The following is a 25,747-nucleotide window of genomic DNA, read 5'->3' on the forward strand; positions in this document are numbered from 1 at the left end:
GAGCATCCGCTCGCGCCAGGCTCCTCCTGCTGGCGCGCGACGGAACTGCCTGGCTTTCACTAGCATGAGGCCATGTATTGCCAACACTGCACGGAATGAATGCTCATCGCGCCCGGAATGACCAGTTCAGCACGCTATTCTCGTTTGCCCGCGCGAGCAACTCGTCAATCGTCATTACCGATGCCACCGCTGACGACGCAGCGATCGTGTTCGTCAACCCGTCCTTCGAGAAGATGACGGGCTATGGCATGGAGGAAGTCATCGGCAAGAATTGCCGTTTCCTCCAGGGGGAAGATCGCGACCAACCCGACCGTGAGCTGATCCGCAGAGCCATGCACGAAGGGAGCTCGTGCGAATGCCTGTTCCGGAATTACCGCAAGTCCGGCGAACTGTTCTGGAACAAGCTTTATCTGTTCCCGGTCCGGCTGTCCGCGGAGCAGGTAACGCATTTCGTCGGCGTGCAGCATGACGTGACGCGCGAACAGAACCTGCTTGCCGAACTCGCGCAGACGGCCAGCGAACGGGCGCGCCTCATCGACCAGCTCGAACTGAAGCGGCGCCACATGGCCCATCTTTCGCGCGACCTGATCAATGCCCAGGAAAACGAACGCAAGGCACTCGCACGCGAACTGCACGACGAACTCGGGCAGCGGCTCACGGCCCTGAACCTGCTGCTTCACCGCGCCCGTCCCTATTTCGAGGCGGGTGAGCCACAAGTGTTGTGGGAACAGGCCGAGCATGAACTGGGGGCGCTGGTGGGGCTGGTGCGGGACATGTCGGTTTCGCTGCGCCCGCCAGGCCTCGATTTCTTCGGACTCGAACCGACGATCCGGCAGTTGCTGGCCCGGCATCTCGACGGTGGGCCGGACTGGGTGTTCGAGTACGCGGGCCTGCCCGTCCGGCTCGCGCCAACCATCGAGATCAGCGTATACCGTATCGTCCAGGAGAGCGTGACCAACATCGTCCGCCACGCCCAGGCGCAGCACGTGGTGGTGGAGATCAACGGTGGCGCCGACGGCAGCGAGATCGAACTGATCGTGCGCGACGACGGCCGCGGTTTCGACGCCGCCTCATGGCGCGAGCATGCCGCGCGCACCGGGCGCGCCGGTCTTGCCGGCATGCGCGAGCGCATCCAGTTGCTGGAGGGCCAAATCGAGGTGGACAGCGCACCCGGACGCGGGACGCGCATCACCGCCACCCTCCCCTTGCATTCCACGGAGAACAAACATGAACGTGATTCTGGTCGATGACCACGCGCTGGTCCGGGCAGGCATTTCCAACCTGATCAATCAGATCGACGGCTTCCGGGTCGTCGGGGAAGCCAGCACCAATACGGAGGCCCTGGAACTGGTACGCCAGCACCGGCCGGAGGTCCTCGTGGCCGACATCACCATCGGCGAGCAGAGCGGCCTCGACCTGCTGGCGCCGGCGATGGAGGCCAGTCCCGGCACCCGCGTCATCATCCTCAGCATGCACGCGTCGGAGGAACTGGTGGCCGAAGCCCTGCAGCGCGGCGCTGCTGCCTACCTGCTCAAGGAGTCTGCGCCGGGAGAGCTCGACATCGCCCTGCAGGCGGTGGCGCGCGGCGACAGTTACCTGAGTCCGGCCGTGTCGAAAAAGATGATCGATCGGTTCGTGCGACCAAAAAGTGCTGCAGAGAAACCGCTCGGCTTCTTGACCGCCCGACAACAACAAATCCTCACGATGATCGCGAACCGGAAGTCAACCAAGGAGATTGCCTATGAACTTGATTTGAGCGAAAAGACGATTGCCGCACACCGGGCCCAGATCATGGAGCGCACCGGCGTCAGGGACCTGGTTGGGCTGGTCCTGTTCGCGGTGAAGCATGGCCTCGTCAAGAAGCAGGATTGAGCGGAAGGCCGGCATGTCAGAAAACTCGCAAGCGATGAACGACACGCCGACAGGATTGCGAAGCGAGGAACTGCTCAATTTGCATGACCTGTGCAGCAACGCGACTGTTGCGCTATTTGTCATGGATCAGCGACAACGCTGCGTGTACATGAATCCCGCGGCGGAGCGGCTGACCGGCTTTGCATTGGCAGAAGTTCAGGGTGCTCCGCTCCACGACTTTGTCCATCATACCCGACTCGACGGCAGTCACTATCCACTCCAAGAATGCCCGATCGATCGTGCCGCTCCCCGCAACATGCAGGAGCGTGGCGAGGAAGTCTTCGTCCACAAGGATGGGAGCTTTTATCCTGTAATATTTACTGCAAGCCCGATCAGGCGCGCGGGCGAGGTGGTAGGAACGGTCATTGAGGTACAGGACGCGCGACCGCTGCACGAACAACAACGCCAGCGCGACGCGCTCCAGCAGATCGGCCTCCTGATCCTTCAGGAGCTCGACCACAAGAAGATCGTACAGGCCGTGACGGATACCGCGACACGGCTGACGGGGGCCCAGTTCGGCACCTTCTTTTACAACGCCCGCGATCCGGAGGGCAAATCCCTGACGCTGTATGCCATTTCGGGGGTTTCAGAAGAGCACTTCGCACAATTTCCTGTTCCGCACAACACCCCGCTGTTCAGTCCCACGTTTGCTGGAGAAGGAACGATCCGCAGCGAGGACATACGACGCGATCCCCGTTTCGGCCAAAGTCCCCCCTACTATGGCATGCCGCCGGGGCACCTGCCGGTGCGTTCGTATCTTGCCGTACCTGTCAAACTGGGAAACGGAAATGTCATTGGGGGATTGTTTTTCGGGCATGAACAAGAAGCCGTATTCGAGGCGAAACACGAGCAACTGGTGGAAACGCTTGCGGCACAGGCAGCGATCGGCCTGAACAAAGTCTTTCTCTACGAAGAAGCCGTGTTCGCGCAAGCACGTGCCGAGCGGGACGCCATCGAAAAGCAAAACCTGCTCCGGAAAGCCGCCCGGGCAAGCGAACAACTGGTGGGCGCCCAGGAGCAGGAACGCAAGAACCTGTCGCGCGAACTGCACGACGAGCTGGGCCAGCGCCTGGGTGTCCTGAACATGCTGCTCTACCGGCTCCAGCCGACTGTCTCCGATACGCCTGCGGCGCAGGTCTGGCGCGACGCGGAGCGTGAACTGGCGGCACTGGTGGCCCAGGTACGCAACATTTCCTTTTCCCTGCGTCCACCCGGACTGGACTATCTCGGTCTGGAGCCGGCGCTCGCCCAGTTGCTGGCGCGTCAGTTCGACGGCGGGCCGACCTGCCTGTTCGAGTGCGCACTTCCGCCGGGACGCCTGCCACCGGTGCTCGAAATCACCGCCTACCGGATCGTCCAGGAGAGCGTGACGAATATCCTGCGCTACGCGCAGGCCGACCATGTCGTCGTCGAGATCAATGGTGGAGCCGAAGGCGTCGAACTGGAGATCATCGTGCGGGACAACGGCCGCGGCTTCGATTCGGAAGGCTGGGAAGCGCGATTTGCCGGGACCGCGTCCAGCGGCATGGCCGGGATGCGCGAGCGGGTCGAACTGCTTGGTGGACGATTCAGTGTCCATAGCCGGCCCGGACAGGGTACCCGCGTCGAAGCAACTTTACCGATGAGATTGAGCGCCAAGTAAGGTGCATCCATGAACAGAACGTGGCTGTGGTGCCACGCAGACCGCCGATGCTGCCGCAATTGGTAGGACACCCTTGTGGCCGGCATGCTGGCTTGACTAGGGAAAGTACCTAGGAACTTGGCGTGAACGAAGAGACAAGCACCAGCCGCCGCGCAAGAACCGAAGGGCGCAGAAGAAGCGGGATCTGGCGGCATCGGTGGCCCCCGAAGCCATGCAAGGCTTGCCCGGGAAGCAAGATTAATCGATTCGTCATCGTGCCAAATGCCTAGGACCTTCTAGGAAAATCTCTTGTTTATGTAGGACTACTCCTACTTTCACAGAGTGTTTCCTTATGGATAGACTTGATTCATCCCTGCAAGGGCAGATCAACTCATCCAGGAGGCGCACATGGCGCTCGTCAAGACCATCCACAGCACACCCTACGACAGCGCAGCCGGCGACAAGCCGGCCCAGTCTGCCGCCCGCCTCGCCGAGGCCCAGCGCAAGAAAGCCCGCACCCTCGCCAAGCAGCAGCAGGCCGCCGAGCGCATTGCCGCCGCTGCCGCCCAGCTGGCCGCCGGCATCAACGAGGCGTCCTCGGCCGCCGAGGAACTCAAGCGCGCCTCCGACCAGATCGCCACCGGCGCCCAGCAGGCCTCGTCCGCATCGCAGGAATCGCTGGCGGCCTTCCAGCAGGTCGAAGTCGCCATCGGGCGCCAGCTCGAGAATGCGGACGCCAGCGCGGTACGCATGGAAGCCACCCAGGCCCTGGTCGCCAAGACCGGCGCCGAGATCACGGCCCTGGTCGGCAACGTCGGCGTCGCCGCCGAGCGCCAGGCGGCCTCGGTCACCATGGTTGCCGAACTCGAGAAGCAGGCCGCCAACATCGGCGACATCGTCAAGGCCGTCGCCCGCATCGCCGACCAGACCAACCTGCTGGCCCTGAACGCCGCCATCGAAGCCGCCCGCGCCGGCAAGCACGGCAAGGGCTTCGCCGTGGTCGCCGACGAAGTGCGCACCCTGGCCGAAACCTCGGAAAAGAGCGCCAAGCAGATCCAGGACCTGGTTGGCCAGATCCAGCAGGAAGTCAAGGTGGTGGCCGAAGGGATCGGCGCCTCCGCCAAGACGGTGCTGGGCGAAGTCGAGAACGGCAGGGCGATCAGCGTCCAGCTCGACCGCATTCGCCTGGATGCCGCCGAGATCATGGCGGGCGTGCGCGAAATCGCCGTCGGCGCCCAGCAGTCGGCAGCTGCAGCCCAGCAGGCCCTGAAGGGCTCGCAGGAAATCGCCGCCGCCGCCGAGGAGCAGTCGGCAGCCGCCGAGGAGTCGGCCAAGACCGTCGCCGAGCAGAGCCAGGCGCTGGCCGAGTGCGAGCAGACCTCGCAGACGCTGTCCGAGCTGGCCGAAGACCTGAAGAATTCGACCGATGTCGCCAAGAGCGCCGAGGAAGTCGCTTCCAGCGCCGAGGAACTGTCGTCGGCGGTGCAGGAAATCAGCCGCGCCGGCAGCCAGGTCATGGCCGCCATCGAGCAGATCCGCAAGGGCGCCCAGGTGCAGTCGGTCGCCAGCGAAGAATCGAGCGCCGCCATCAACCAGATCGAAAAGGGCCTGCAAGTGGCCCAGAACCGCGCCACCACAAGCGGCGACAAGGTTGGCCTCATCCGCACCATGCTCGGCCAGAACAAGTCCGCGGTCGACAAGCTGATCAGCGGCATCTCGAGCTCGGTGGAAGCCTCGCGCGCCTCGCTGCGCCAGATCAAGGAGCTGGAACTGGTATCGCGCCGCATCGACAAGATCGTCGACGCCATCACCACTGTTTCGATCCAGACCAACATGCTGGCCGTGAACGGCTCGATCGAAGCGGCGCGCGCGGGCGAATTCGGCAAGGGCTTCGTGGTCGTCGCCACCGACATCCGCAACCTGGCGCACGACTCGGCTGAAAACGCCGACAACATCAAGGACCTGGTCAAGGCGGTACAGGACCAGATCGGCGTGGTCGGCCGCGACCTCGACGAGATCGCCGCCACCGCCCTGGCCGAAGCCGACAAGGCCAGGGCCATCACCGGCGCCCTGGTTGCCATCGAAGGCGACATCGGGGCCGTCGAAAAAGGCACCGGCGAGATCCTGGCTGCCGCCAACGACATCTCGGCCGCCATCGTGCAGGTCAAGACCGCCACCGACCAGATTGCCGCCGCCGCCCAGGAAGCCGAGAAGGCGTCGAGCGAAGCCGCCGCCGCCGCGCGCCAGCAGTCGCAGGGCGCCGACGAACTGTCGAGCGCGGTCGAGGAAGTCGCGTCCCTGGCCGACGAACTGCAGAGCGCCTGAACGGAACCACCGCAATGAGAGACGATATCAACCCGACCGAGCGCGACGAGCTAGATACGGAAGTGCGCCAGTTCGTCACCTTCGTGGCGGGCGACGAAGTGTTCGCCGTCGACATGGCGCCGGTCCAGGAAATCATCCGGGTGCCGGACGTGGTGCGGGTGCCGCTGGCTCCGCCGACCCTTGACGGCCTGGCCAACCTGCGCGGCAAGGTGCTCCCGATTATCAGCCTGCGCCGCGTCTTCGGCTTCGCCGAGCGCGCTGCCGACGACGCCAGCCGCGCCGTCGTCATCGACCTCGGCCAGCCGCTCGGCTTCGTGGTCGACCGCGTGGCGAGCGTGGTCGGCGTCGACGTGCGCCAGATCGAGGACGCCTCCGGCATCGCCGCGACCGTGCGCAGCGACCTGGTCTCGGGCCTGCTGAAGGACGTGGGCGGACACGCCACCATCATGGTGCTCGACTTCGCGCACCTGATCGCCGCCGAGTTCGCACAGGTCGCAGCCACGGCTGCGGCGGCGCGCGCCGCCGGTGCATTCGACGTGGATAGCGGCGCGCAGGAAGACGACGAGGAGCGCAGCACCGACGAACTCCAGCTGGTGAGCTTCGACGTGGCCGGCCAGGAGTATGCCGTCGCGATCGAGGACGTGCAGGAGATCGTCCAGATGCCGGACGAGATCGTGCAGGTGCCGCAGTCGGCGCCGCACGTGCTGGGCATCATGACCCTGCGCCAGCGCCTGCTGCCGCTGGTGTCGCTGCGCCGCATGTTCGGGCTGCCGGCCCGCGCCGCCGACGAGCAAAGCCGCATCGTGGTGGTGTCGCTGGGCGCCGCCGCGGTCGGCGTAGTCATGGACAGCGTCAACGAGGTGCTGCGCGTGGCCTTGTCCGCGGTCGAGCCGGTGCCGCCGCTGTTGGCGCGCCAGTCCGGCATGGCCGACATCGCGCGCATCTGCCGCCTCGACGGCGGCAAGCGGCTGGTATCGATCATCGACGCGCACAGCCTGTTCCGCCAGGACGCGATCCGCGACATTTTGGAGAACCGACACGTGCAACAGGACACCGACATGAACATGAGTGGCGGCCCCATTGATGCCGGCAAGGACGACGAGGAACAGCTGGTCGTGTTCCGCCTCGGACAGGAGGAGTTCGGCGTGCCGATCGACAGCGTACAGGAGATCGTGCGCGTGCCGGAGATGCTGACTCACGTGCCGCGCGCGCCCTCTTTCGTCGAAGGCGTGATCAACCTGCGCGGCTCGGTGCTGCCGGTGATCGACCTGCGTCGCCGCCTCGGCCTGCCCGAGGCGGCCCGCAGCGACCGCCAGCGCATCATGGTGTTCCTGATCGACCGTGTGTGCACCGGCTTCATCGTCGATTCGGTGGCCGAGGTGCTGAAGGTCGAGCGTCGCGCCATCGAACCGGCGCCGCAGCTGTCGCAGGAGCAGTCGCGCCTGCTGGCGCGCATGGCCAACCTGGAACAGCAGAAGCGCATGGTGCAGCTGCTCGATCCGCGCTATCTGGTGGCCGAAGGCGACCTGGCCAGCCTGGCGGCCGTGGGCGGGCCGGGCGGCGACCAGCGCGGCTGAGGAGGCAGGCATGAAGCTGCTGATCGTGGACGACTCGGCGCTGATGCGGCGCCAGCTGGGCGCCCTGTTCGGGGAGGCCGGCGGTTTCCAGCTGGCCTACGCCCGCAACGGGCGCGAGGCGCTGGCCGCGAACCTCGAGTTCGAACCCGACGTCGTCACGCTCGACATCAATATGCCGGAAATGGACGGCCTGTCGGCGCTTGCGCAGATGATGCTCGAGCGTCCGGTGCCGGTCATCATGCTGTCCTCGCTCACCGAAAAGGGGGCGTTGGCTACCTTCGAAGCGCTCAACCTGGGGGCGGTGGACTACGTGGCCAAGCCGGGCGGCACCATCTCGCTCGGGCTCGACGCGATCCGTGCGCCGCTGCTGGAAAAGGTGCGCGGCGCGGCGCGTGCCCGCGTACGGCGCAGCCTGCCTGCGCCGGCCAAGAGGCCTGCCGCATCGGTGCAGCCGCAAGCACCGGCCATCCAGGCGCCTGTGCGCAGCGCACCCGCCACCCGTCCGGGCGCCGCGGGTGCAAGCGCAGCCGGCATCGTGCTGTTCGGCGTCTCCACCGGCGGGCCGCGCACGCTCGAGCGCATCCTGCCGGAACTGCCCGCCGACTTTCCGTGGCCGGTGGTGGTGGCGCAGCACATGCCGGCCAATTTCACGGCGCCCTTCGCCGCCCGCATGGGCGGCCTGTGCCGGCTGCGCGTGGTCGAGGCGTCCCGGCCGATGCCGCTCGAAGCGGGGACAATCTACATCTGCAAGGGCGGCGCGGATGTCACCGTGGCGTCGCGCGCGGGCGTGCCTACCCTGCTGGCGAAGCCGGAAAACGACGCGTATCTGTGGCATCCCTCGGTCGAACTGCTCAGCCGCAGCGCGCTGGAGCACTATGCGGCGCACGACATCGTGGCGGTAATGCTGACCGGAATGGGCCACGACGGCGCCGATGCGTTCGCCGACATCGCCCGCCGCGGCGGGCGCACCATCGCCGAAAGCGAAGCATCGGCCGTCGTGTTCGGCATGCCCGCCGAGCTGATACGCCGCGGCGGCGCGCAGCAGGTGCTGGCCGCCGAACACATCGCCGCCAGGCTCGTGGAATGGCTGGGGACACGCCCGCAGCCGAAACAAGGAAACTGAGATGCCTTTCATCAGACACAACGCAGCCCCACACACCGCCGCACCCGCCGAAGCGGACTCCCTCGCGGTGCTGGCACGGCGCCTGGCCTCGCCGGACGCGGGAGTACGCCGCGGCGCCGCGGCCGCTCTCGGCACAGTTCCTGGCGCGGTCGGCCTGCTGCTGGCCGCGCTGGACGGCGAGCCGGAACAGGCGGTGCGCAGCGCCCTGGTCGACGCGCTCGGCCGCATCGCCAGCGGGGAATCGGTGGCGGCGCTGGCAGAGTGCCTGCGCAGCGAAGACACCTGGCTGCGCAATGCCGCGATCGACGTGCTGCGCGGCCTGCCGGAACAGGTAGCCGGCGCCATCGCACACCTGCTGGCGGACTGGGACCGCGACGTGCGCATCCTGGCGGTCGGCATCCTCGATACCCTGCGCCACGAGCGCCTGGAGGAATGGCTGCTGCAGCTGGTCGAGGCGGACGGCGACGTCAACGTTTGCGGCGCTGCCCTGGACGTGCTGGCCGAAGTGGCGAGCCAGGCCGCACATGGCCCGGTCACCCGCGTCATGGAGCGTTTTCAAGAGGAACCCTACATCGCGTTCGCCGGAAAGCTGGTGCTCGAGCGCCTGGAGGGCTGAGCAATGGACGCCCCCAGCATCAGCGCGGACGACTTCCAGCGCTTTCGCGAGTACTTCTACCGCAGGAGCGGCATCCAGTTCGAAGCGTCCAAGCGCTACTTCGTCGACAAGCGCCTGATCGACCGGATCCAGGCCACCGGCTGCAGCGGCTTTCGCGACTACTTCGCGATGCTGCGCTTCGAAGCTTCGGGCCGCGAGTGGCAGGCCCTGGTCAATGAAATGACGGTCAACGAGACCTATTTCATGCGCGAGGACTACCAGTTCGAGTGCCTGGTGCAGTCGATCCTGCCGGAGCTGGTCGCGCGCAAGCGCCCGGGCGAGCCGCTGCGCATCTGGGTCATGCCTTCGTCCTCGGGCGAGGAAGCCTATGGCATCGCCATGTTCCTGCTCGAGCGCTGGCCGCAGCTGAAGGACTGGGATGTCGAGATCGTGTCTTCGGATATCGATACCCGGATCCTCGCGCAGGCACAGGCCGGGCTGTATTCGCAGCGCGCGGTCCAGCAGTTGCCTGCCGCCTGGCTGCAGAAGTATTTCACGCGCGAGGAAGGCGGCTGGCGCATCTGCCCCACGCTGCGCGAGGCGGTCGCCTTCACCCGTGTCAACCTGAACGAACGCGCCGAGGTGGCGGCGTACCGCGATTACGACGTGGTGTTCTGCCGCAATCTCCTGATTTATTTCGACGACGTGTCGCGCCGCCAGGCCGCCGAGTCGTTTTTCGACGTACTGCGCCCGGGCGGCTTCATCTGCCTGGGCCATTCGGAATCGATGAGCCGTATTTCATCGCTGTTCAGGATACGCAAGTTTCCGAAAGCGATCGTGTACCAGAAGCCCATGGAGGGGCAATGAGCAAGGCCTGCAAGCACATCCTGATCGTGGACGATGCCGCCACCGTGCGCATGTTCCACCGTTCGATCCTCGAAGAAGCGGCTTATGCCGTGACCGAGGCCGTCAACGGGCTCGAGGCCCTGGAAAAGACGGCCTCGGCGCCCTTCGACCCGCCATTCGACCTCTACCTGGTGGACGTCAACATGCCGCAGATGGACGGCTACGGCTTCCTGCGGGCATTGCGCGCCGGCGAAGGGCCACAGGCGCCCGCCATCATGATCAGCACCGAGGCCGAGGACAGCGACCGCCGCCAGGCATTCGAAGCCGGCGCCAACCACTACCTCGCCAAACCGATCCGTCCGCAGCAACTGCTGCGGATCGTCAGGCTCCTGCTGGGAGAATCCGCATGAACGATTTGTCCAATCCCGTGCTGCAGCAATTCCTCCTCGAATCGCGCGACGCGCTCGAAGGGATTGCCGGCAGCCTGCTCGCCCTCGAACGCGCCCCGCATGACAGCGCGCGCATGGACGGCCTGTTCCGGGTCGTCCACACCCTGAAGGGAAACTGCGGGCTGTTCGACTTCCCCGACATGTTCCGTGTCATCCACGCGGCCGAGGACCTGATGACCGCCGTGCGTGACGGCCGCCTGGTCTATGACCGCGCGATGGCCGATGCCCTGCTCGACGCCATGGATTTCGTTGCCCTGCAGCTCGACGGAATCGAGGTCGACGGCGTCCCCGGCGCCGGCCATGGCCAGGCATCGGTACAGCTGGCCACGCGCCTGCGTGCCCGGTGCGAAGACGAGGCGGCACTCCCGGATTGCCCTTCCGGCGGCGTGCAGGGCGGCGCCGTGGCTGCCGGTTCCGACCCGCGCGCTGCCCGGATGGAAGCCGCATTGGCGCTGGCCCCGGCCGAGCTGCGCATGGGTTGGGCCGCGGCGGCCGCCAGCGGCCCGCTGCACTGGGTCGAGTACGCCCCGGAAGCCGAATGCTTCTACAAGGGAGAAGATCCGCTGTACCAGGCGATGCAGCTGCCGGGCGTGCTCTGGCAACGCGTGGTGCCGGCCGAAGCCTGGCCGGCCCTGCCCGAGCTCGACCCCTACCGCTGCAACCTGCTGTTCCACGCCGTCACGAGCGCATCCCGTGCCGCCATCGACGAGCATTTCCGCTACGTGCCGGAGCAGGTCTGGGTCGGAATACTGCCGGCACAGGCAGCGCCTGCGCCTGCAGCCGACTTGGAGCTGGTGGCCGAGGCCCTGGGCATCGTGCAGGCCCAGGGAGCGGCACTATCGAGCAGCAATGGCGCGCCGTGGGTGCCGGGCCGCCTGCTGGCTGCGGTTGCCACCATCCGCGCCTGCATGCAGGCGGTCGGGCGCGCCGCCGGGCTCGATGAGCTGGAGCGCTGCTCGTCCGAGGCGCTGGCATCCGGCTCGGCGGCGCCCGTGCTGGCCTGGATCGAACGTCATGCGCTCGCCGCCGCCGGGGAGGACGAGGTGTCCGGGAAGGCGGGGCTACACGAGGCGCCGGCTGCCGTGGCGCCTCCACGCCCCAATGCCGCTTCACAGGCCGGGGCATCCGACGCCGAACCGAATTTCGGCCGCCGCAGCGAAGACCAGGGCGCCAACCGCGTGCTCAAGGTCGAGCAGGCCAAGGTCGACCGCCTGATGAACCTGATCGGCGAGATGGTCGTCGCGCGCAACGGCCTGCCCTACCTGGCCGCGCGCGCGGAAGAACATTACGGCGTGCGCGAGATGTCGCGCGAGATCAAGGCCCAGCACGCGATCATCAACCGCATCGTCGAAGAAATGCAGGACGCGATCATGCAGGTGCGCATGACGCCGGTGTCATTCGTGTTCCAGCGTTTCCCGCGCCTGGTGCGCGACATCGCCCACCGCCTCGGCAAGGAAGTCGAGCTGGTGCTGCAGGGCGAGAGCACCGAGGCCGACAAGAACGTGATCGAAGCCCTGGCCGATCCGCTGGTGCACATCGTGCGCAATGCCCTCGACCATGGCCTGGAAGGGCCGGCCGCGCGTCTCGCCGCCGGCAAGCCGGCCTGCGGACGCCTCGTGATCGCCGCCTTCCAGGAGGCGGACCGGGTCGTCATCGAGGTGAGCGACGACGGACGCGGCATCGACCCGGCGGCGATCCGGCGCAAGGCCTATGCGAACGGCCTGATCGACGAAGCTGCGCTGGAGCGGCTGGACGACCAGCAGTCGGTCAACCTGGTGTTCCTGCCCGGTTTCTCGACCGCCGAACAGGTGTCCGACCTGTCCGGGCGCGGCGTCGGCATGGATGCGGTGCGCAGCGCGGTCGACCGGCTGGGCGGCAGCATTGCCCTGTCGAGCGTCCCTGGCCAGGGCACGCGCCTGCGCCTGTCGCTGCCGCTGTCGATGGCCGTCACGAGCGTGATGCTGGTCGAGTCTGGCGGCATGCAGGTCGGGATCCCGATGGACATGGTGGTCGAGACCGTGCGGATTCCCGCGCACGCGGTCCATGGGATCAAGCAGTACCGCACGGCGGTCCTGCGCGAGCGCATCGTTCCCCTGCGCTCGCTCAACGAATTGCTCGCCCTCGACCGCCCGCAAGTGCACAACGAGCAGGACGAGATGGCGACCCTGGTGTTGCGCCTCCACGGGCAGTACGTGGGCCTGGTGATCGACGACTTCCGCGAAGTGGTGGAAGTGATCCTCAAGCCCATGGGCGGCATCCTCGGCAGCCTGTCCGCCTACGCCGGCTCGGCGCTGCTGGGCGACGGCTCGGTACTCATGGTCATCAACCCGAAGGAGCTCCTGTCATGACATTCAGCTGGAAAGACGATGTGCTGGCCTGCGACGGCGCCCTAGCCGTCGACGATGCCGAAGCGCTGCTGCAGGAACTGGCGCAGCGCGCCGGCTCCGCCGCCAGTTGCGCCGACCTGTCGGGATGCGGCCACGTGCACGCCGCCTGCCTGCAGGTGCTGATGGCAGCGGGCGTGCGCATCGTGGCGTGGCCGCCGGATGCCGCACTCGGCGCCTGGCTGCGCGCCGCCCTGCCGGCGCCGGCCTGCGCCCCCGAACGATATCCAAACAAGCAAGCAAAGGAAACAACATGAGCAAGACCATCCTCGTTGTCGACGATTCCGGCACCATGGTGCTGAGCCTGAAGAACACCCTCGAGATCGCCGGCTTCTCCGTGCTCACGGCCAGCGACGGCCTCAAGGGCCTGGAGCGCCTGCAGGGCGGCCCCAAGCCCGACCTGATCGTCACCGACATCAACATGCCCAACATGAACGGCATCGAGTTCATCGGCAAGGTCCGCTCGACGCCGGGCTACCGCTTCACGCCCATCCTGGTCCTTACCACCGAGAGCCAGCAGGCGCGCCGCGACGAAGCCAAGAAGCTCGGCGCTACCGGCTGGATGGTCAAGCCGGTCGGCGGCGCCGACCTGCTCAAGATCGTCAAGCAAGTCCTGCCGGGAGCCTGACATGCGCGCAAGGGATGGCCTGGTGGCTCTGGTCGGACGCGTGCTGCAGGCACGCGGCAACGACGCCGCCCCGGCAGCAAACGACACGGGCTACGGCGCGGCCATCGCGGCAAGCTGCAGTCTGGATCGCGAAATCAGCAGCAGGCTCGATGAGGCGGTACGCCGCACCGAGTCCTCGGCGCTCGCTATCATGGGCGAGGTACGGGGCTTGTGCGACCGTTCCGCCGAGCTGGCCGGACGACTGCAGGCCGCGACCGTTGACGCCGACCGCTTCGAGCGCGATACCGCGGACCGGGTGGCGGCCCTGCAGCAGACCGCGCACTTCCTGCAGCGCCTGCCGGAACGGCTGCGGCGCGACCTTGCCTGCATTTCCGACATCGCCGCGGAAATCAAGAGCCTGTCGGGGCTGGCGGAAAGCGTGCAGGCGATCAGCATGCAGTCGCACTTGCTGTCGATCAACGCCGCCATCGAGGCCAGCCGTGCGGGCACCGCCGGCACGGCATTCAAGGTCGTCGCCGGTGAAGTCCGTGCGCTGGCGGCCGACTCCAATGCCGCCGCCGCCCGCATCGGCGGCAGCCTGCAGCGCATCCGCAGCATGCTCAGGGAAGGCCTCGAGCAGAATGCGGCCGACTCCTCCGACGACCTGGCGCAGATCACCCTGGCGTCCGAGACCGTCGCGGCGCTGCAGTCGAGTTTCGACCAGGTCAGCGGCAACTACCATGCGCGGCTGGCCGAGATGCTTGCACACGGCGAAGCGCTGGCGCATGCCAGTGCCGACGTCCTCGGTCAGTTGCAATACCAGGACGTGGTGCGCCAGTGCGTCGAGCGCTTGCAGCAGGCACTTGCGCAACGCAACGCGGCCCTGAGCGAGGAATGTTCGGGGAATGCGGCGGGCCGGCCGGACGTCGCCGCACAGCGGATCGCCGACATTACCGCGAACTACCTGTCCACCGAGCAACTGCACGGCGACAGTGCCGCCGGTTCGAGCAGCATGCCCTTGATCGAGCTGTTCTAGCACCGATGAAGGCGGCCCACGCATCGTACGATGCGCGTACAGCCCGCTGCCATGCGTCAGCGGTCCTTTTGTTCCACACGCTTCCTTTTCGCCACCGAAATGACCGCCACCTTGCCAGTCCTGGGTCCGATCCAGCGTCACGGCCGCGCTCGCCGGCAAGGAAAACGAATGGTCGGCCGAATACCGGCTCCAGCGCGAGGATGGCAGTTATGCCGATGTACTGAGCCGCGCCTTCATCCTCCGCGATGCGGCTGGTGCCCTCGTCCGGATGGTGGGTGGTCTCTCGGACCTCACCGAACGCAAGCAGTCGAAACTGCATCTCGAGCGGCTCGACCCGCCGCTAGTCGATGTGTTTGTCGCCAACGGCTACCGGACAGCCAAGTCCCAGAATCCGCCGGAAGCCGAGTTCATCGCAGCCGAAATCGAAGCGATCATCCGCGACCCGGCGATGCGCCATCGCACGCTCGGCGTCGTATCCCTGCTCGGACCGGAACAGGCCCTGTCGATCGACAAGCTGGTACGTTCCCGCGTCGAGGCGGCGGAGCTTGCGCGCCGCAACTTCGCCTGTGGCGACGCCCGCATCTTCCAGGGCAGCGAGCGCGATATCGTCTTCCTGCGCATGGTGGCGGACAGCCGCAACCACCATGCGCTGTCGGGCCTGCAGTATGACCAGCGCTTCAACGTGGCCGCATCCCGCGCGCGCGACCGCATGTATCTGGTGCGCTCGGTGCGGCTGGAAGAACTGTCCACGCTCGACCTGCGGCGCACATTAGTGGAACACTTTGCCAAGCCTGTCGAGAGCAACGACGAAGCGGGCAGCCTGATCGCCCTGTGCGAGTCCGGTTTCGAGCGCGACGTTTACACCGAGCTGTTCAACCGTGGCTACCGCGTCATCCTGCAGGTGCCGGCGGCAGGTTACCGCATCGACATGGTGGTCGAGGGCGCGGACGACCGCCGTCTTGCGATCGAGCTCGATGGCGACGAGTTCCACGGGCCGGACCGGTGGGCAGCCGACATGGGCCGCCAGCGCGTGCTGGAACGGGCCGGATGGACATTCTGGCGCTGCTTCGCCTCCACCTGGTCGCTGCAGCGCGAAACGGTGCTGGCCGAGCTGCTCCCCCAACTGAGCAACATGGGGATCGAGCCGCTCGGGGCGCTGGAGCGCATCCCGTCGCTGGTCGAGTACCGTGAGTGGGGACGGGAAGCGCTGGCAGGACGCGACGACGCTGTGGGAGGCATGCTCGACGAGGCCGTCGCCGGCGACGCCGACGACACGCGTGCGCCTGCCGTGTAGTGACTGGGTGAAGCCGCCGGTCTGCATCAGCCGGTGCGCGCGGCCGAATGGCCGGCTTTCTCCGCCTCTCCCGGCACCAGGTGCCTCACGAGCAGCTGGTCGATCCGGTAGTGATCGACATCGAGCACCTCGAACTTGACGCCCTGGTACTCCACGCTGTCGGTACGCTTGGGGACCTTGCGCAGCATGTACATCATGAAGCCGGCCGCGGTCTCGTAGTTCTCTTCGTCCGGCAGGCTCTCGAGCCCGATGGTGCGCTTCACGTCGCCGACCGGCGTACTGCCGTCGATCAGCCACGAGCCGTCCTCGCGCTGCATGATCTGCTCGTCCTCGTCGAGGGGACTGCCCCAGCTCCCCATGACGGTCAACATGATGTCGCTCAGGGTGATCACACCCATGACCAGGGCGTACTCGTTGATCACGACGGCAAAGGTTTCCTTGGTGGCGCGGAACTTGTCGAGCAGTTCCGACAGCGTGAGCGTGTCCGGGATGATCAGGACGGTACGGATGCTCGATTCGTTCAACTGCAGCAGCGATTGCTTGTTCAGCAGCCGCACGAGGATGTCGCGCGTATCCACGTAGCCGATCACCCGGTCGATCGTGCCGTCACAGACAGGGAATTTCGAATGCGTGGCAATCTTCTGGCGGATGCTTTCCTCGGTCTCGTTCAAGGTGAAATACACCACGCTGTCGCGATTGGTCATGGCCGATGCGACCGAGCGCGACTCCAGCTCGAACACGTTCTCGATGAAGTGCTGTTCCTGCTTCTGCAGCACGCCGGCCTGGGCGCCTGCCTCCACGGCGGCGGAAATCTCGTCGAAGGTAATGTTGTCTTCGCGCGTCGTGTCGACCTTGAAAATACGGAAGATCAGGTTCGCGATCAGGTTGAGGGCCCACGACAGCGGCTTGCAAACGCGGATGAAGACCAGCACCGGCTTGATCACGGCGACCGCGATGCGCTCGGGTGCGATCATCGCCACGCGCTTGGGCATGAGGTCCGAAAACAGGATGAACAGGAAGGTAACGAACAGGAAGGACAGGACGAAGCCGATGTTCTCGAGCGCGGGCCCATCGTAGACCGTCGAGATCCATGCGATGAAAAATGGCCGCAGCGCGCCCTCGCCCAGGATGCCGCCCAGGATCGCGATCGCGTTCAGGCCGATCTGGGACGCGGCGAAAAACTCCGCCGAATGCTCCTGGAGCGCCATGACCCTCAATGCCCGTTCGTCACCGGCTTCCGCCAGCAGCTTGAGCTTGATCTTGCGTGCCCCGGCGAATGCGATCTCCGTCAGGGACAGGAAACCTGCGGCCAGCACCAGAAGCATCATCAATACGATATGTTGAAACAAGCTCACGGTACACCTGAATTGATCACGGGCGACATGCCGCCCTGGTTAGTATAAGTTTAGCAATTGTTTGCAGCAACGAGGCGCGCCTGCGCCGCTAGCGCCGCAACTCCGACATGATGTTCTCGGCCATGAAGTCGCAGGGCGGGCGCCGCGATTTGCTGCTGCGCGCGAGGATGACCTCCAGCGCATCGGGCTCCGGCAGGCCCTGGGCCTGCCCGAGCTGGCTCAGGTGCGCCGGCACCGCGCAGCGTGCCAGCGGCGCGATCGCCAGGCCCGCTTCGACCATGCTGAGCAGTCCCATCAGGCTCGGGCTTTCGTAAGAAGTCCGGTACGGGATCCTCGCCCGCTCCAGGCTGCGGATCGCGTTCTCCCTCGCCACGCTGCCGGGCAGGAAAACGGCGATCGGCAGCGGCCGCTCGCGCCAGATCTCGTGCACGCTCGGCGAGGCGGCCCAGACCATCGGTTCGAAGCGCACGAACTCTCCCGACAAGCCCTTGACGCGCGTCGCACACACCAGGTCGACCGAGCCGTCCTTCACCATGGGCGCGAGCGCCACGCTCGGCAGCCCGACCACCTGGATCTCGACCTTCGGATAGGTGGCGGAAAACTTCTTCAGGATCGGCGGCAGCAGCGAAGACGCGTAGTCGTCGGGCACGCCGAGGACGACCCTCCCGGTGACGTCGGGCCGGACCACCGCGGCCCAGGCCTCGTCGCGCAGGGCCAGCATGCGCCGCGCGTAGGTAAGCAGGACCTCGCCGTCCTGCGTCGGCGTGACGCTGCGCGACCTGCGCACGAACAGCGGCTTGCCGAGCGCGGTCTCGAGCGTCTTGATCTGCATGCTCACCGCCGATTGCGAGCGGTGGACGACTTCCGCCGCGCGGCTGATGTTGCCGGTATCGGCCACCGCCACGATCATGGCCAGGACATCCAGGTCGAGTGCTTTCACGGGACTCCGCTCAGGTATCAGAAAACCAGATAGATACCTTCAATATTATGCGATTTTCTTAATGCGCGCCATGGTGCATAGTGCTGGAAAGGAGGCCAGACATGAACGCACCCACCGATCCACGCATCTTCGCAGTCCCCGAGCTTTGCTTCGCCACCGTCCCTTCCGGCGTACGTATTCCTTACGTGGCATCCGGGACCGGCGAAGCGCTGCTGTTCGTGCACGGCTCGCTGTGCGACTACCGCTACTGGAACAGCCAGACGGACGCCTTGTCGCAGCACTTTTCCTGCTTCTCGGTCAGCCTCAGCCACTACTGGCCGGTCGACGAGGCCGTCGCACAAAGTGCCTTCAGCTGGCGGCAGCACGTCGCGGAACTGGCCGAGTTCATCCGGGCGATGCACCTCGGCCCGGTACACCTGGTCGGCCACTCGCGCGGCGCCTCCGTCGCGTTCAACCTGGCGCGCGGCTATCCCGAACTGGTGAAAACCTTGAGCCTGGCGGACCCCGCCGGTCCGCTGCAGACCGGCGCAGCGGCGGCGGCGCCGCTGCCTTCATCTTCCGAAGCCGTTCGCGAGCGTGTTGCCGACCTGATCGGGCAAGGTGAGCTCGACGCGGGCCTGGAGCTGTTCGTCGACTCGGTGAGCATGCCCGGCATCTGGCGCAAGAGCCCGGCCTCGTTCCGTACGATGGCGCTGGCCAATGCCGCAACGCTGCCGAAGCAGTTCCGCGATCCCCTGCCCGCCTACACCCGCGCGAGCGCGGCCGAGGTGCGCTGCAGGACCCTGCTCGTCGCAGGAGAACGCAGCCCGCGCATGTACCGCGATAACGTCGAACACCTGGCAGGCTGGATGGGACACGTGGACAAGCGCACCATGGCGGGGGCGTCGCACGGAATGAACGTCACGCATGCGGCGGCGTTCAACCGCCTGCTCCGCGCCTTTCTGGGAGACCAGGCTGCATGAGCCTGGCGGATTCAACAGGCTGTCGGTTTCATGCGTTCGACTTCCAGGCCGAACAGGGGACGCAGGCGCGTGCCGAATACGTTGCCGGCAACCGCTGCGACAAGCCAGAGCCAGCCGTGCACGCTACCGGAGAGGATGCCGCTGAAGTAGGCACCGATGTTGCATCCGTAGGCAAGGCGGGCGCCATAGCCGAGCAGCAGTCCGCCGACCACTGCCGCAACAAGTGAACGCAGCGGCAGGCGCCATACGGGTGCGTAGCGCCCGGCGAGCGCCGCGGCGAGCATGGCGCCGAACACGAGCCCGATATCCATCACCGAGGTCACGTCGCGCGAGATAGGCGCAGCCAGGGCGGCGGCATTGGCCTTGGTGGTCCAGTAGGGCCAGCTCGCAATGTCGACGCCATGCAGCGATGCCGTCTTGGCGCCCCATAGCGCGAAGGCCGAGGTCACGCCCCACGGCCGTCCTGCCAGCGCCAAGGTCGCAAAGTTCAGCACGACCAAGGCGATGGCACCAGCCACCAGTGGCCAGGGACCGTGCAGCCAGCGCGGCCCCTCCACCGGCTGCAACTGCGGGGCGACCAAGCGCCCATGGCGGCGCTTTTCGACTGCCACGGTCATCGCGGCAATCAGCGCGAACACGGCCAGGTTCAGGGCGAGCGCGGGCGCGAGCCCCAAGGCATTCACCAGCGACAGCGGCTTCAGCTGCGGCTGGGCGGTCCAGACCGCGTATGCGCCGTGGCGATCACCGCGCCGGCGTAACCCGCTATTCTCGCGCGTTTTGGCGGTTCCTGCAGTGCTTGGCGGCGGACGGTCCTGGAATGGCCCCAGGTCCGGCGCCATCGGCCAGGACCCATGCCGCCCAAGAAGCAAACGGGCCCGAAGGGCCCGTTTTTGAAGAAGTCTTGAGGCGAGGACAGGAATCGAACCTGTCTCGACGGCTTTGCAGGCCGCTGCATAACCTCTTTGCTACCTCGCCAGAACCAATCTTATGCCAATGGCGCCATTCGGTTATGCGCTGCCGCAAGGCTGTGCACACTTGTCATGACAGGAACTGACACCGTACTGGGTTGGCAGCAAGCCGGGCCGGAAAAGCAGACGGGCCCCATCAGGGCCCGTGCTTGAAAAGATCTGGAGGCGAGGACGGGAGTCGAACCCGTCTAGACGGCTTTGCAGGCCGCTGCATAACCGCTTTGCTACCTCGCCAGAGGTAATCTTAGGAGGGCTGACCCGGCGGGTTATGTGCCGTATCAACCGAGAAGAACTTTCTTCTCTGAATTTGGAGCGGGAGAAGAGTCTCGAACTCTCGACCTCAACCTTGGCAAGGTTGCGCTCTACCAACTGAGCTACTCCCGCTTAGGAGTGAAACACACGCAGACGCGTGCCGTAAAACCTTTGGAGCGGGAGAAGAGTCTCGAACTCTCGACCTCAACCTTGGCAAGGTTGCGCTCTACCAACTGAGCTACTCCCGCATTGGAGTCTTACTTACGCCTGTCGCACCCAGCCGTCCGAAGATAACTGGAGCGGGAGAAGAGTCTCGAACTCTCGACCTCAACCTTGGCAAGGTTGCGCTCTACCAACTGAGCTACTCCCGCGTACAGAACAACGATTATCGCAGAACTTTGACATTTTCTCAAGTTTTCTCAATCGTACAACTGATCGTGTCACTTGAAAAACTGGAGCGGGAGAAGAGTCTCGAACTCTCGACCTCAACCTTGGCAAGGTTGCGCTCTACCAACTGAGCTACTCCCGCTTTGTCTTTCATTCTGCTGCGTTGTTGTCGCAACAGGCAGGCATTATAGAGATTCTATTCCGTACGTCAAGGATGACACTGAACATTTCTTGCAAGCGAATCAAAGTGTCCCTGCCTTTTCCTTGATAAGCGGCCAGGCACGGCGCAGATAGTAGAACATCGACCAGACCGTCAGCACGCCGGCGACCCACAGGAAGTACTCGCCCCAGTAGTGGGTGTCGATCCCGAGCAGTACGTCATGGAACAGCAGCATCGGGATGGCCGTCATCTGGGCAGCGGTCTTGATCTTGCCGAGCGAGCTCACGGCCACCGACTTGGTCGCGCCGATCTGGGCCATCCACTCACGCAGCGCGGAGATGGTGATCTCGCGGCCGATGATGATGAAGGCGATGATGGCGTTCACGCGGCCCAGCTGCACCAGCACCAGCAGCGCGCCGGCCACCATCAGCTTGTCGGCGACCGGGTCGAGGAAGGCGCCGAAGGCCGAGGTCTGGTTCCAGCGCCGCGCCAGGAAACCGTCGAACCAGTCGGTGACGGCGGCGATGATGAAGACCAGGGTCGCGGCCAGGTTGCGGTCGGCCAGCGGCAACCAATGGGTCGGGAGATAGAAGACGCCTACAACCAGGGGAATCAGCGCTACACGTAACCAAGTCAGGAGAATCGGGATGTTGAAAGGCATAGGGAAAGCACTGGTTACGGGATTGAAAAGTTTGGGCGACAGTCTACATGGGTATTGCAATTTGGACTAGGTGACTCGTCTGTATGCGGGCGATCGTGGCGCCAAAGAAAACGGGCTGCCAAGGCAGCCCGTTCGAGGAAGTGTGTGTAACGCTCAGCGCTTGCGACGACGAGCGATGCCCGCGGCGGCCAGACCGAGCCCCGCGAGGGCGAGGGTGCCGGGTTCCGGTACGTCGTTGCTTCCGCCTTCAGTTGTGTCAACGTTGATCAACGTGATCCGTGCGGTTGCGGTGAGCAGCTCGCGCTGATCGAAAACGAGGTCGTTCAGCGATATCTGGTAAGACCCTGTGGTGCCGAAGTTGAACGTGAGCGGCGTCCATGTCAGTCGCAAGTCGACGGCGTCATCGTTGATTGCGCCGAGAGTCGGCGTGGCTGTCGCAGTGATCGTGCGGTCAACGCCGCCGGGCGCGGCAAAGGTGAAGTTTGCGAAAACTTTGAGAAGGTCGGTTTCATTTTCATCGATACCGGCGTTCGCCTCGATCAGTTCGGCGGTACCGAACACGAACTCATAGTATTGTCCAGCCGTGTTCAACTCGAAATTCTTCGTAGTAAAGCCGTTATTCAAGAATTGCATGCCAAGATAGCCATCGTTATTGGCGTTTGAATTCGCGTACCCACCTTCGTGCGAGAAGCTGACTGAGGTGATGGAGAATGGCGTTGCCATGGCGGCAGTTGAAACCATGGCTGCTGCGGCGAGCACGGTAGTCGTGACACATTTGCGAAGTGAAATTTTCATACAGGACCCCTAGCTGGTTATGGTGGATGGTGCGTCTCACCTAATGCATAAAACGTGCCAAGAGCCAGGATTCCTGTCAATACAAAGACTTACAAAGCTTCAACTATCCGATCTGGAGTTGTAATGTAAAGTTTACCGACAGTTACGTGAAGCGCATGCCGCATTCTCACACGCCAACACTGTGTCAATGCAGCTGCCGATAAATCTCTTCAGCGAGGGTACTCGAGATACCCTCTACCGACATCAGGTCTTCGATACTGGCGTCGATCACCCCGCGCAGCCCGCCGAAGCGCGCCAGCAGGCGCTGGCGGCGCTTGGCGCCGATGCCTTCGATCTCTTCGAGGCGCGAGGCCTGGCGGGCCTTGGCGCGCTTGGCGCGCATGCCGGTAATCGCGAATCGGTGTGCCTCGTCGCGGATCATGGCCACCAGCATCAGTGCCGCCGATTCCTTGCCCAGCTCCTGGGGGGCGCGGCCGTCGGCGAAGATCAGGGTCTCCAGGCCGACGCGGCGCCCCTCGCCCTTGGCCACGCCGACGATCATCGCAATGTCCAGGCCCAGTTCCTCGAATACCTGGCGCGCCATCTCGACCTGGCCCTTGCCGCCGTCGACCAGCACGATGTCCGGCATGATGCCGTCGCCGTTGGCCACCTTTTCGTAACGGCGCTGCAGGACCTGGCGCATCGCGGCGTAGTCGTCGCCGGGCGTGATGCCGTTGATGTTGAAGCGGCGGTACTCGCCGTTCTGCATCGCGTGGTGGTGGAACACGACGCAGGAAGCCTGGGTCGCCTCGCCGGCCGTATGGCTGATGTCGAAGCATTCGATGCGCAGCTCGTCGAGCGTCTCGGCATCCAGCCCGAGCACGTCGGCCAGCGCGCGCGTGCGCGCCTGCTGCGAACCCTGCTCGGACAGCAGGCGCGCCAGCGAAATCTCGGCGTTCTTGCAGGCCAGCTCCAGCCACTGGCGGCGCTGTCCCTGCGGCTGGTAGATCAGGTTGATGCGGTGGCCGCACTGCTCGCTCAAGGCCATCATCAGTTCCGGCTGGTCGAACTCGATGTTCAGGATCAGGGTGCCCGGGATGAACTGGCCCGCATAGTGCTGGGCCAGGAAGGCGCACAGCACCTCGACCTCGATCGGGCACTCACCCAGCGATTCGCCGACGTGGGTCGGGAAGTAGGCGCGGTCGCCCAGGTGGCGCCCGCCGCGCACCATCGCCAGGTTGACGCAGGCCCGGCCGCCCTGCACCACCACGGCGATTACGTCGACGTCGGCGTCGCCGGTGGTCTCCATGCTCTGCGCGTGCAGCACTTTCGACAGGGCCTGGATCTGGTTGCGCACGCTGGCGGCCTGCTCGAACTTGAGCTCCATCGCATAGGCCTGCATCTTCTGCTCGAGGTCTTCCAGCACCTCGCTCTGGCGCCCGCGCAGGAAGCGCGCAGCATTGTCGACGTCGCGCTTGTAGTCGTCCGGCGTGATCAGGTCGACGCAGGGCGCGCTGCAGCGGCCGATCTGGTGCAGCAGGCAGGGACGCGTGCGGTTGCTGTACACGCTGTCCTCGCAGGTACGCAGCAGGAAGACCCGCTGCAGCAACTGGATCGATTCCTTGGCCGCCCAGGCGGAAGGAAAAGGACCGAAGTACTGGTTCTTCTTGTCGAGCGCGCCGCGGTAGTAGCCCAGGCGCGGCGCCTCGCCGCTGGAAATCTTGATGTAGGGGTAGCTTTTATCGTCGCGGAACAGGATGTTGTAGCGCGGCTTGAGCGACTTGATCAGGTTGTTTTCCAGGATCAGCGCTTCGGCCTCGCTGTTGGTCACGGTCGTTTCCAGCCTGGCGATCTGCGAGACCATCATCGCGATGCGCGGGCTCGACAGGGTCTTCTGGAAGTAGCTCGACACGCGGTTCTTGAGGTTGCGCGCCTTGCCGACGTAGAGCACGTTGCCGTTGGCGTCGAAGTAGCGGTACACGCCCGGCAGCCCGGGCAGCTTGGCGACCGTGGCCTGCACCTGCTCGCGCGCCTCGCCGTCCGGCTTGACCGGCTCGCGCGCATCGCCCTGCAGGGTGGCTTTCAGTTCTTCCTTCATGGCCTGCCAGCCGTCCGGGCGAGGACGCGGCGCCGGCGCCTCGGCCTTTGCCTTCGGTTTGGCCATGCGGGTGCGCGCGGGCTTTTCGGCGACGGGGGCTGGCGCCGGCATGGCCGCGCCCGCTGCCGCCACGTAGGCGGCAGGCGCTTCCGCCACTTCGGGGGTTTGCTTGTCTTCGGGTTTTGCTTCGGACATCACTCTGCCATGGTGTCGCCCGGCGCCTGGGTGACGATCACGAAGGCGACCCCGTAGTCGGCCTCGTCGCTGATCGTCACCTGGGCGCTGAGCCGGTGTTCTTGCATGAATTGTTGGAGGGCGCCGCTGCACACGATGGTCGGCTTGCCGCTCGGGGCGTTCAGCAGCTGCATCGAGCGCCAGGTCATGGGCATGCGCATGCCCAGCCCGATCGCCTTCGAGAACGCTTCCTTGGCCGAAAACCGGGTGGCCAGGAAGCGCAGCCCGCGCACCGCACTCCTGGCGCTGCGCGCATGGTATTTTTCCAGCTCCTGGGGACCGAGGATCTTCTCGGCAAAGCGCGGGCCGCTGCGTGCGAGCGCGGCCTCGACACGGGAAATCTGGACAATGTCGGTACCGATGCCGTAGATCATGCCTGCTCCCCGCGTTTCAAGTGTCTAGTTCCGGTACGACGTGCCCAGGGAGGTCCCAAGTCGGGCCGCCACCATGATGGCCTTCATCTCGCGCACCGCGTTCTCCCAGCCCGCGAAGAGCGCGTGGGCGACGATCGCATGGCCGATGTTCAGCTCGTGGATGTCGGCGATCGCCGCGATCGGCTGAACATTGGTGTAGTGCAGGCCGTGGCCCGCATTCACGCGCAGGCCGCGCGTCGCGCCCGCATGCACGCCGGCCTGGATGCGCTCGATCTCGCGCAGGGCTTCGTCGCCCTCGGCCTCGGCATAGCGGCCAGTATGCAGTTCGATCACGGTGGCGCCCACGGCGGCTGCCGCTTCGATCTGGCGCTCGTCCGCGTCGATGAACAGCGACACGCGGATGCCCTCTTCCTTCAGTTGCTTCACTGCCGCTTCCACTTCATTATAGTAGCGGATCACGTCGAGGCCGCCCTCGGTGGTGACTTCCTCGCGCCGCTCCGGCACCAGGCATACGTCCTGCGGCTTGACCTGGCAGGCGAAGTCGATCATCTCGCGCGTGACGGCCGCTTCCAGGTTCATGCGGGTCGCGAGCTGCGGGCGCAGCGCGATCACGTCCGCATCCTTGATGTGGCGGCGGTCTTCGCGCAGGTGCAGCGTGATCAGGTCGGCGCCGGCCTGCTCGGCCAGCAGGGCCGCGCGGATCGGGTCCGGATACGTGGTGCCGCGGGCATTGCGCACGGTGGCAACGTGGTCGATGTTGACGCCCAGGTCGATGACGGAGCCAAGGGGTTGCAGGAAGCTCATGTGTGTACTC

At 65.4% G+C, this 25,747-nt stretch carries 22 protein-coding genes, 6 tRNA genes and 2 pseudogenes; 16 read left to right on the plus strand and 14 right to left on the minus strand.

Annotated features, from left to right (window positions below):
* Positions 1-77: 77 nt before the first annotated feature.
* The 15 genes and pseudogenes from MA09_RS23585 to MA09_RS04375 all read left to right on the plus strand — a co-directional run bounded on the left by MA09_RS23585 (position 78) and on the right by MA09_RS04375 (position 15,768).
* A complete protein-coding gene (locus tag MA09_RS23585; protein ID WP_152594558.1) occupies positions 78-1,250 on the plus strand; it encodes a sensor histidine kinase in 1,173 nt (390 codons plus the stop codon).
* Positions 1,228-1,872, plus strand: coding sequence for a response regulator transcription factor (locus tag MA09_RS04310; protein ID WP_036245720.1), 645 nt, complete (start codon positions 1,228-1,230; stop codon positions 1,870-1,872). The genes MA09_RS23585 and MA09_RS04310 overlap by 23 nt, the downstream gene beginning before the upstream one ends.
* 13 nt (positions 1,873-1,885) lie before the next feature.
* On the plus strand, positions 1,886-3,553 hold the full coding sequence (locus tag MA09_RS24000) for a GAF domain-containing sensor histidine kinase (protein ID WP_081897421.1): 1,668 nt from the start codon (positions 1,886-1,888) through the stop codon (positions 3,551-3,553).
* Positions 3,554-3,940: 387 nt separating this feature from the next.
* Positions 3,941-5,857, plus strand: a complete 1,917-nt coding sequence (locus MA09_RS04325; protein WP_036245724.1) for a methyl-accepting chemotaxis protein — start codon at positions 3,941-3,943, stop codon at positions 5,855-5,857.
* A gap of 14 nt (positions 5,858-5,871) precedes the next feature.
* Positions 5,872-7,434, plus strand: coding sequence for a chemotaxis protein CheW (locus MA09_RS04330; RefSeq protein WP_036245726.1), 1,563 nt, complete (start codon positions 5,872-5,874; stop codon positions 7,432-7,434).
* Between the two features lie 10 nt (positions 7,435-7,444).
* A complete protein-coding gene (gene cheB / locus MA09_RS04335; RefSeq protein ID WP_036245728.1) occupies positions 7,445-8,557 on the plus strand; it encodes a chemotaxis-specific protein-glutamate methyltransferase CheB in 1,113 nt (370 codons plus the stop codon).
* Between the two features lies 1 nt (position 8,558).
* Positions 8,559-9,173 (plus strand): HEAT repeat domain-containing protein, encoded by a 615-nt coding sequence (locus MA09_RS04340; RefSeq protein WP_036245730.1) that lies wholly within the window; start codon positions 8,559-8,561, stop codon positions 9,171-9,173.
* A 3-nt stretch (positions 9,174-9,176) separates the two neighbouring features.
* Complete coding sequence (locus MA09_RS04345; RefSeq protein WP_036245731.1) at positions 9,177-10,019, plus strand: protein-glutamate O-methyltransferase CheR; 843 nt, start codon at positions 9,177-9,179, stop codon at positions 10,017-10,019.
* Positions 10,016-10,408, plus strand: coding sequence for a response regulator (locus MA09_RS04350; RefSeq protein WP_036245732.1), 393 nt, complete (start codon positions 10,016-10,018; stop codon positions 10,406-10,408). Before MA09_RS04345 ends, MA09_RS04350 begins: the two co-directional genes overlap by 4 nt.
* A complete protein-coding gene (locus MA09_RS04355) occupies positions 10,405-12,795 on the plus strand; it encodes a chemotaxis protein CheA (RefSeq protein ID WP_036245733.1) in 2,391 nt (796 codons plus the stop codon). The genes MA09_RS04350 and MA09_RS04355 overlap by 4 nt, the downstream gene beginning before the upstream one ends.
* Positions 12,792-13,088 carry a hypothetical protein gene (locus tag MA09_RS04360; protein WP_051933164.1) on the plus strand — a complete coding sequence of 99 codons (297 nt, stop codon included), beginning with the start codon at positions 12,792-12,794 and terminating at the stop codon, positions 13,086-13,088. The genes MA09_RS04355 and MA09_RS04360 overlap by 4 nt, the downstream gene beginning before the upstream one ends.
* Positions 13,085-13,459, plus strand: a complete 375-nt coding sequence (locus tag MA09_RS04365) for a response regulator (protein WP_036245734.1) — start codon at positions 13,085-13,087, stop codon at positions 13,457-13,459. Before MA09_RS04360 ends, MA09_RS04365 begins: the two co-directional genes overlap by 4 nt.
* Before the next feature lies 1 nt (position 13,460).
* Positions 13,461-14,474, plus strand: coding sequence for a methyl-accepting chemotaxis protein (locus tag MA09_RS04370; RefSeq protein ID WP_036245735.1), 1,014 nt, complete (start codon positions 13,461-13,463; stop codon positions 14,472-14,474).
* Positions 14,475-14,604: 130 nt separating this feature from the next.
* A pseudogene (locus MA09_RS25565) lies at positions 14,605-14,739 on the plus strand (PAS domain-containing protein); the annotation flags it as partial.
* A 3-nt stretch (positions 14,740-14,742) separates the two neighbouring features.
* Positions 14,743-15,768: an AAA domain-containing protein gene (locus MA09_RS04375; protein WP_036245736.1), complete on the plus strand. Its 1,026-nt coding sequence runs from the start codon at positions 14,743-14,745 to the stop codon at positions 15,766-15,768.
* Between the two features lie 26 nt (positions 15,769-15,794).
* On the opposite strand, the gene MA09_RS04380 is transcribed toward MA09_RS04375, so the two are convergent.
* Positions 15,795-17,123 (minus strand): hemolysin family protein, encoded by a 1,329-nt coding sequence (locus tag MA09_RS04380; RefSeq protein WP_036245737.1) that lies wholly within the window; start codon positions 17,121-17,123, stop codon positions 15,795-15,797.
* A gap of 88 nt (positions 17,124-17,211) precedes the next feature.
* On the minus strand, positions 17,212-18,033 hold the full coding sequence (locus tag MA09_RS04385) for a LysR substrate-binding domain-containing protein (RefSeq protein WP_200883027.1): 822 nt from the start codon (positions 18,031-18,033) through the stop codon (positions 17,212-17,214).
* Positions 18,034-18,164: 131 nt separating this feature from the next.
* Between MA09_RS04385 and MA09_RS04390 the strand changes: the two genes are divergently transcribed.
* The gene (locus MA09_RS04390; RefSeq protein ID WP_036245738.1) at positions 18,165-19,025 is read left to right on the plus strand and encodes an alpha/beta fold hydrolase; all 861 of its coding nucleotides are present in this window, start codon (positions 18,165-18,167) and stop codon (positions 19,023-19,025) included.
* An 11-nt stretch (positions 19,026-19,036) separates the two neighbouring features.
* Here MA09_RS04390 and MA09_RS04395 read toward each other — a convergent pair.
* The 12 genes and pseudogenes from MA09_RS04395 to MA09_RS04450 form a co-directional block, all read right to left on the minus strand.
* Positions 19,037-19,779, minus strand: a pseudogene (locus MA09_RS04395) (YeeE/YedE thiosulfate transporter family protein); the annotation flags it as partial.
* A 150-nt stretch (positions 19,780-19,929) separates the two neighbouring features.
* Positions 19,930-20,000: transfer RNA gene (locus tag MA09_RS04400), tRNA-Cys, on the minus strand.
* 153 nt (positions 20,001-20,153) lie between these two features.
* Positions 20,154-20,227 (minus strand) — tRNA-Cys (locus MA09_RS04405).
* 74 nt (positions 20,228-20,301) lie between these two features.
* Positions 20,302-20,377, minus strand: a tRNA-Gly gene (locus MA09_RS04410).
* A gap of 40 nt (positions 20,378-20,417) precedes the next feature.
* Positions 20,418-20,493, minus strand: a tRNA-Gly gene (locus tag MA09_RS04415).
* 47 nt (positions 20,494-20,540) lie between these two features.
* Positions 20,541-20,616, minus strand: a tRNA-Gly gene (locus tag MA09_RS04420).
* Positions 20,617-20,698: 82 nt separating this feature from the next.
* A tRNA-Gly gene (locus MA09_RS04425) sits at positions 20,699-20,774 on the minus strand.
* Between the two features lie 100 nt (positions 20,775-20,874).
* Complete coding sequence (pgsA, locus tag MA09_RS04430; protein WP_036245739.1) at positions 20,875-21,453, minus strand: CDP-diacylglycerol--glycerol-3-phosphate 3-phosphatidyltransferase; 579 nt, start codon at positions 21,451-21,453, stop codon at positions 20,875-20,877.
* A 153-nt stretch (positions 21,454-21,606) separates the two neighbouring features.
* Positions 21,607-22,248: a PEP-CTERM sorting domain-containing protein gene (locus tag MA09_RS24995; RefSeq protein WP_081897422.1), complete on the minus strand. Its 642-nt coding sequence runs from the start codon at positions 22,246-22,248 to the stop codon at positions 21,607-21,609.
* A 184-nt stretch (positions 22,249-22,432) separates the two neighbouring features.
* On the minus strand, positions 22,433-24,520 hold the full coding sequence (gene uvrC, locus MA09_RS04440) for an excinuclease ABC subunit UvrC (RefSeq protein ID WP_229440557.1): 2,088 nt from the start codon (positions 24,518-24,520) through the stop codon (positions 22,433-22,435).
* Positions 24,520-24,933, minus strand: coding sequence for a holo-ACP synthase (gene acpS, locus MA09_RS04445; RefSeq protein ID WP_036245741.1), 414 nt, complete (start codon positions 24,931-24,933; stop codon positions 24,520-24,522). The genes uvrC and acpS overlap by 1 nt, the downstream gene beginning before the upstream one ends.
* 24 nt (positions 24,934-24,957) lie before the next feature.
* Entirely contained in the window at positions 24,958-25,737 is a 780-nt protein-coding gene (locus MA09_RS04450; protein ID WP_036245742.1) for a pyridoxine 5'-phosphate synthase, read from the minus strand.
* Between the last annotated feature and the right edge of the window lie 10 nt (positions 25,738-25,747).

The organism is Massilia sp. BSC265, assembly GCF_000740675.1.
In the GTDB taxonomy this organism is placed as follows: domain Bacteria; phylum Pseudomonadota; class Gammaproteobacteria; order Burkholderiales; family Burkholderiaceae_D; genus Telluria.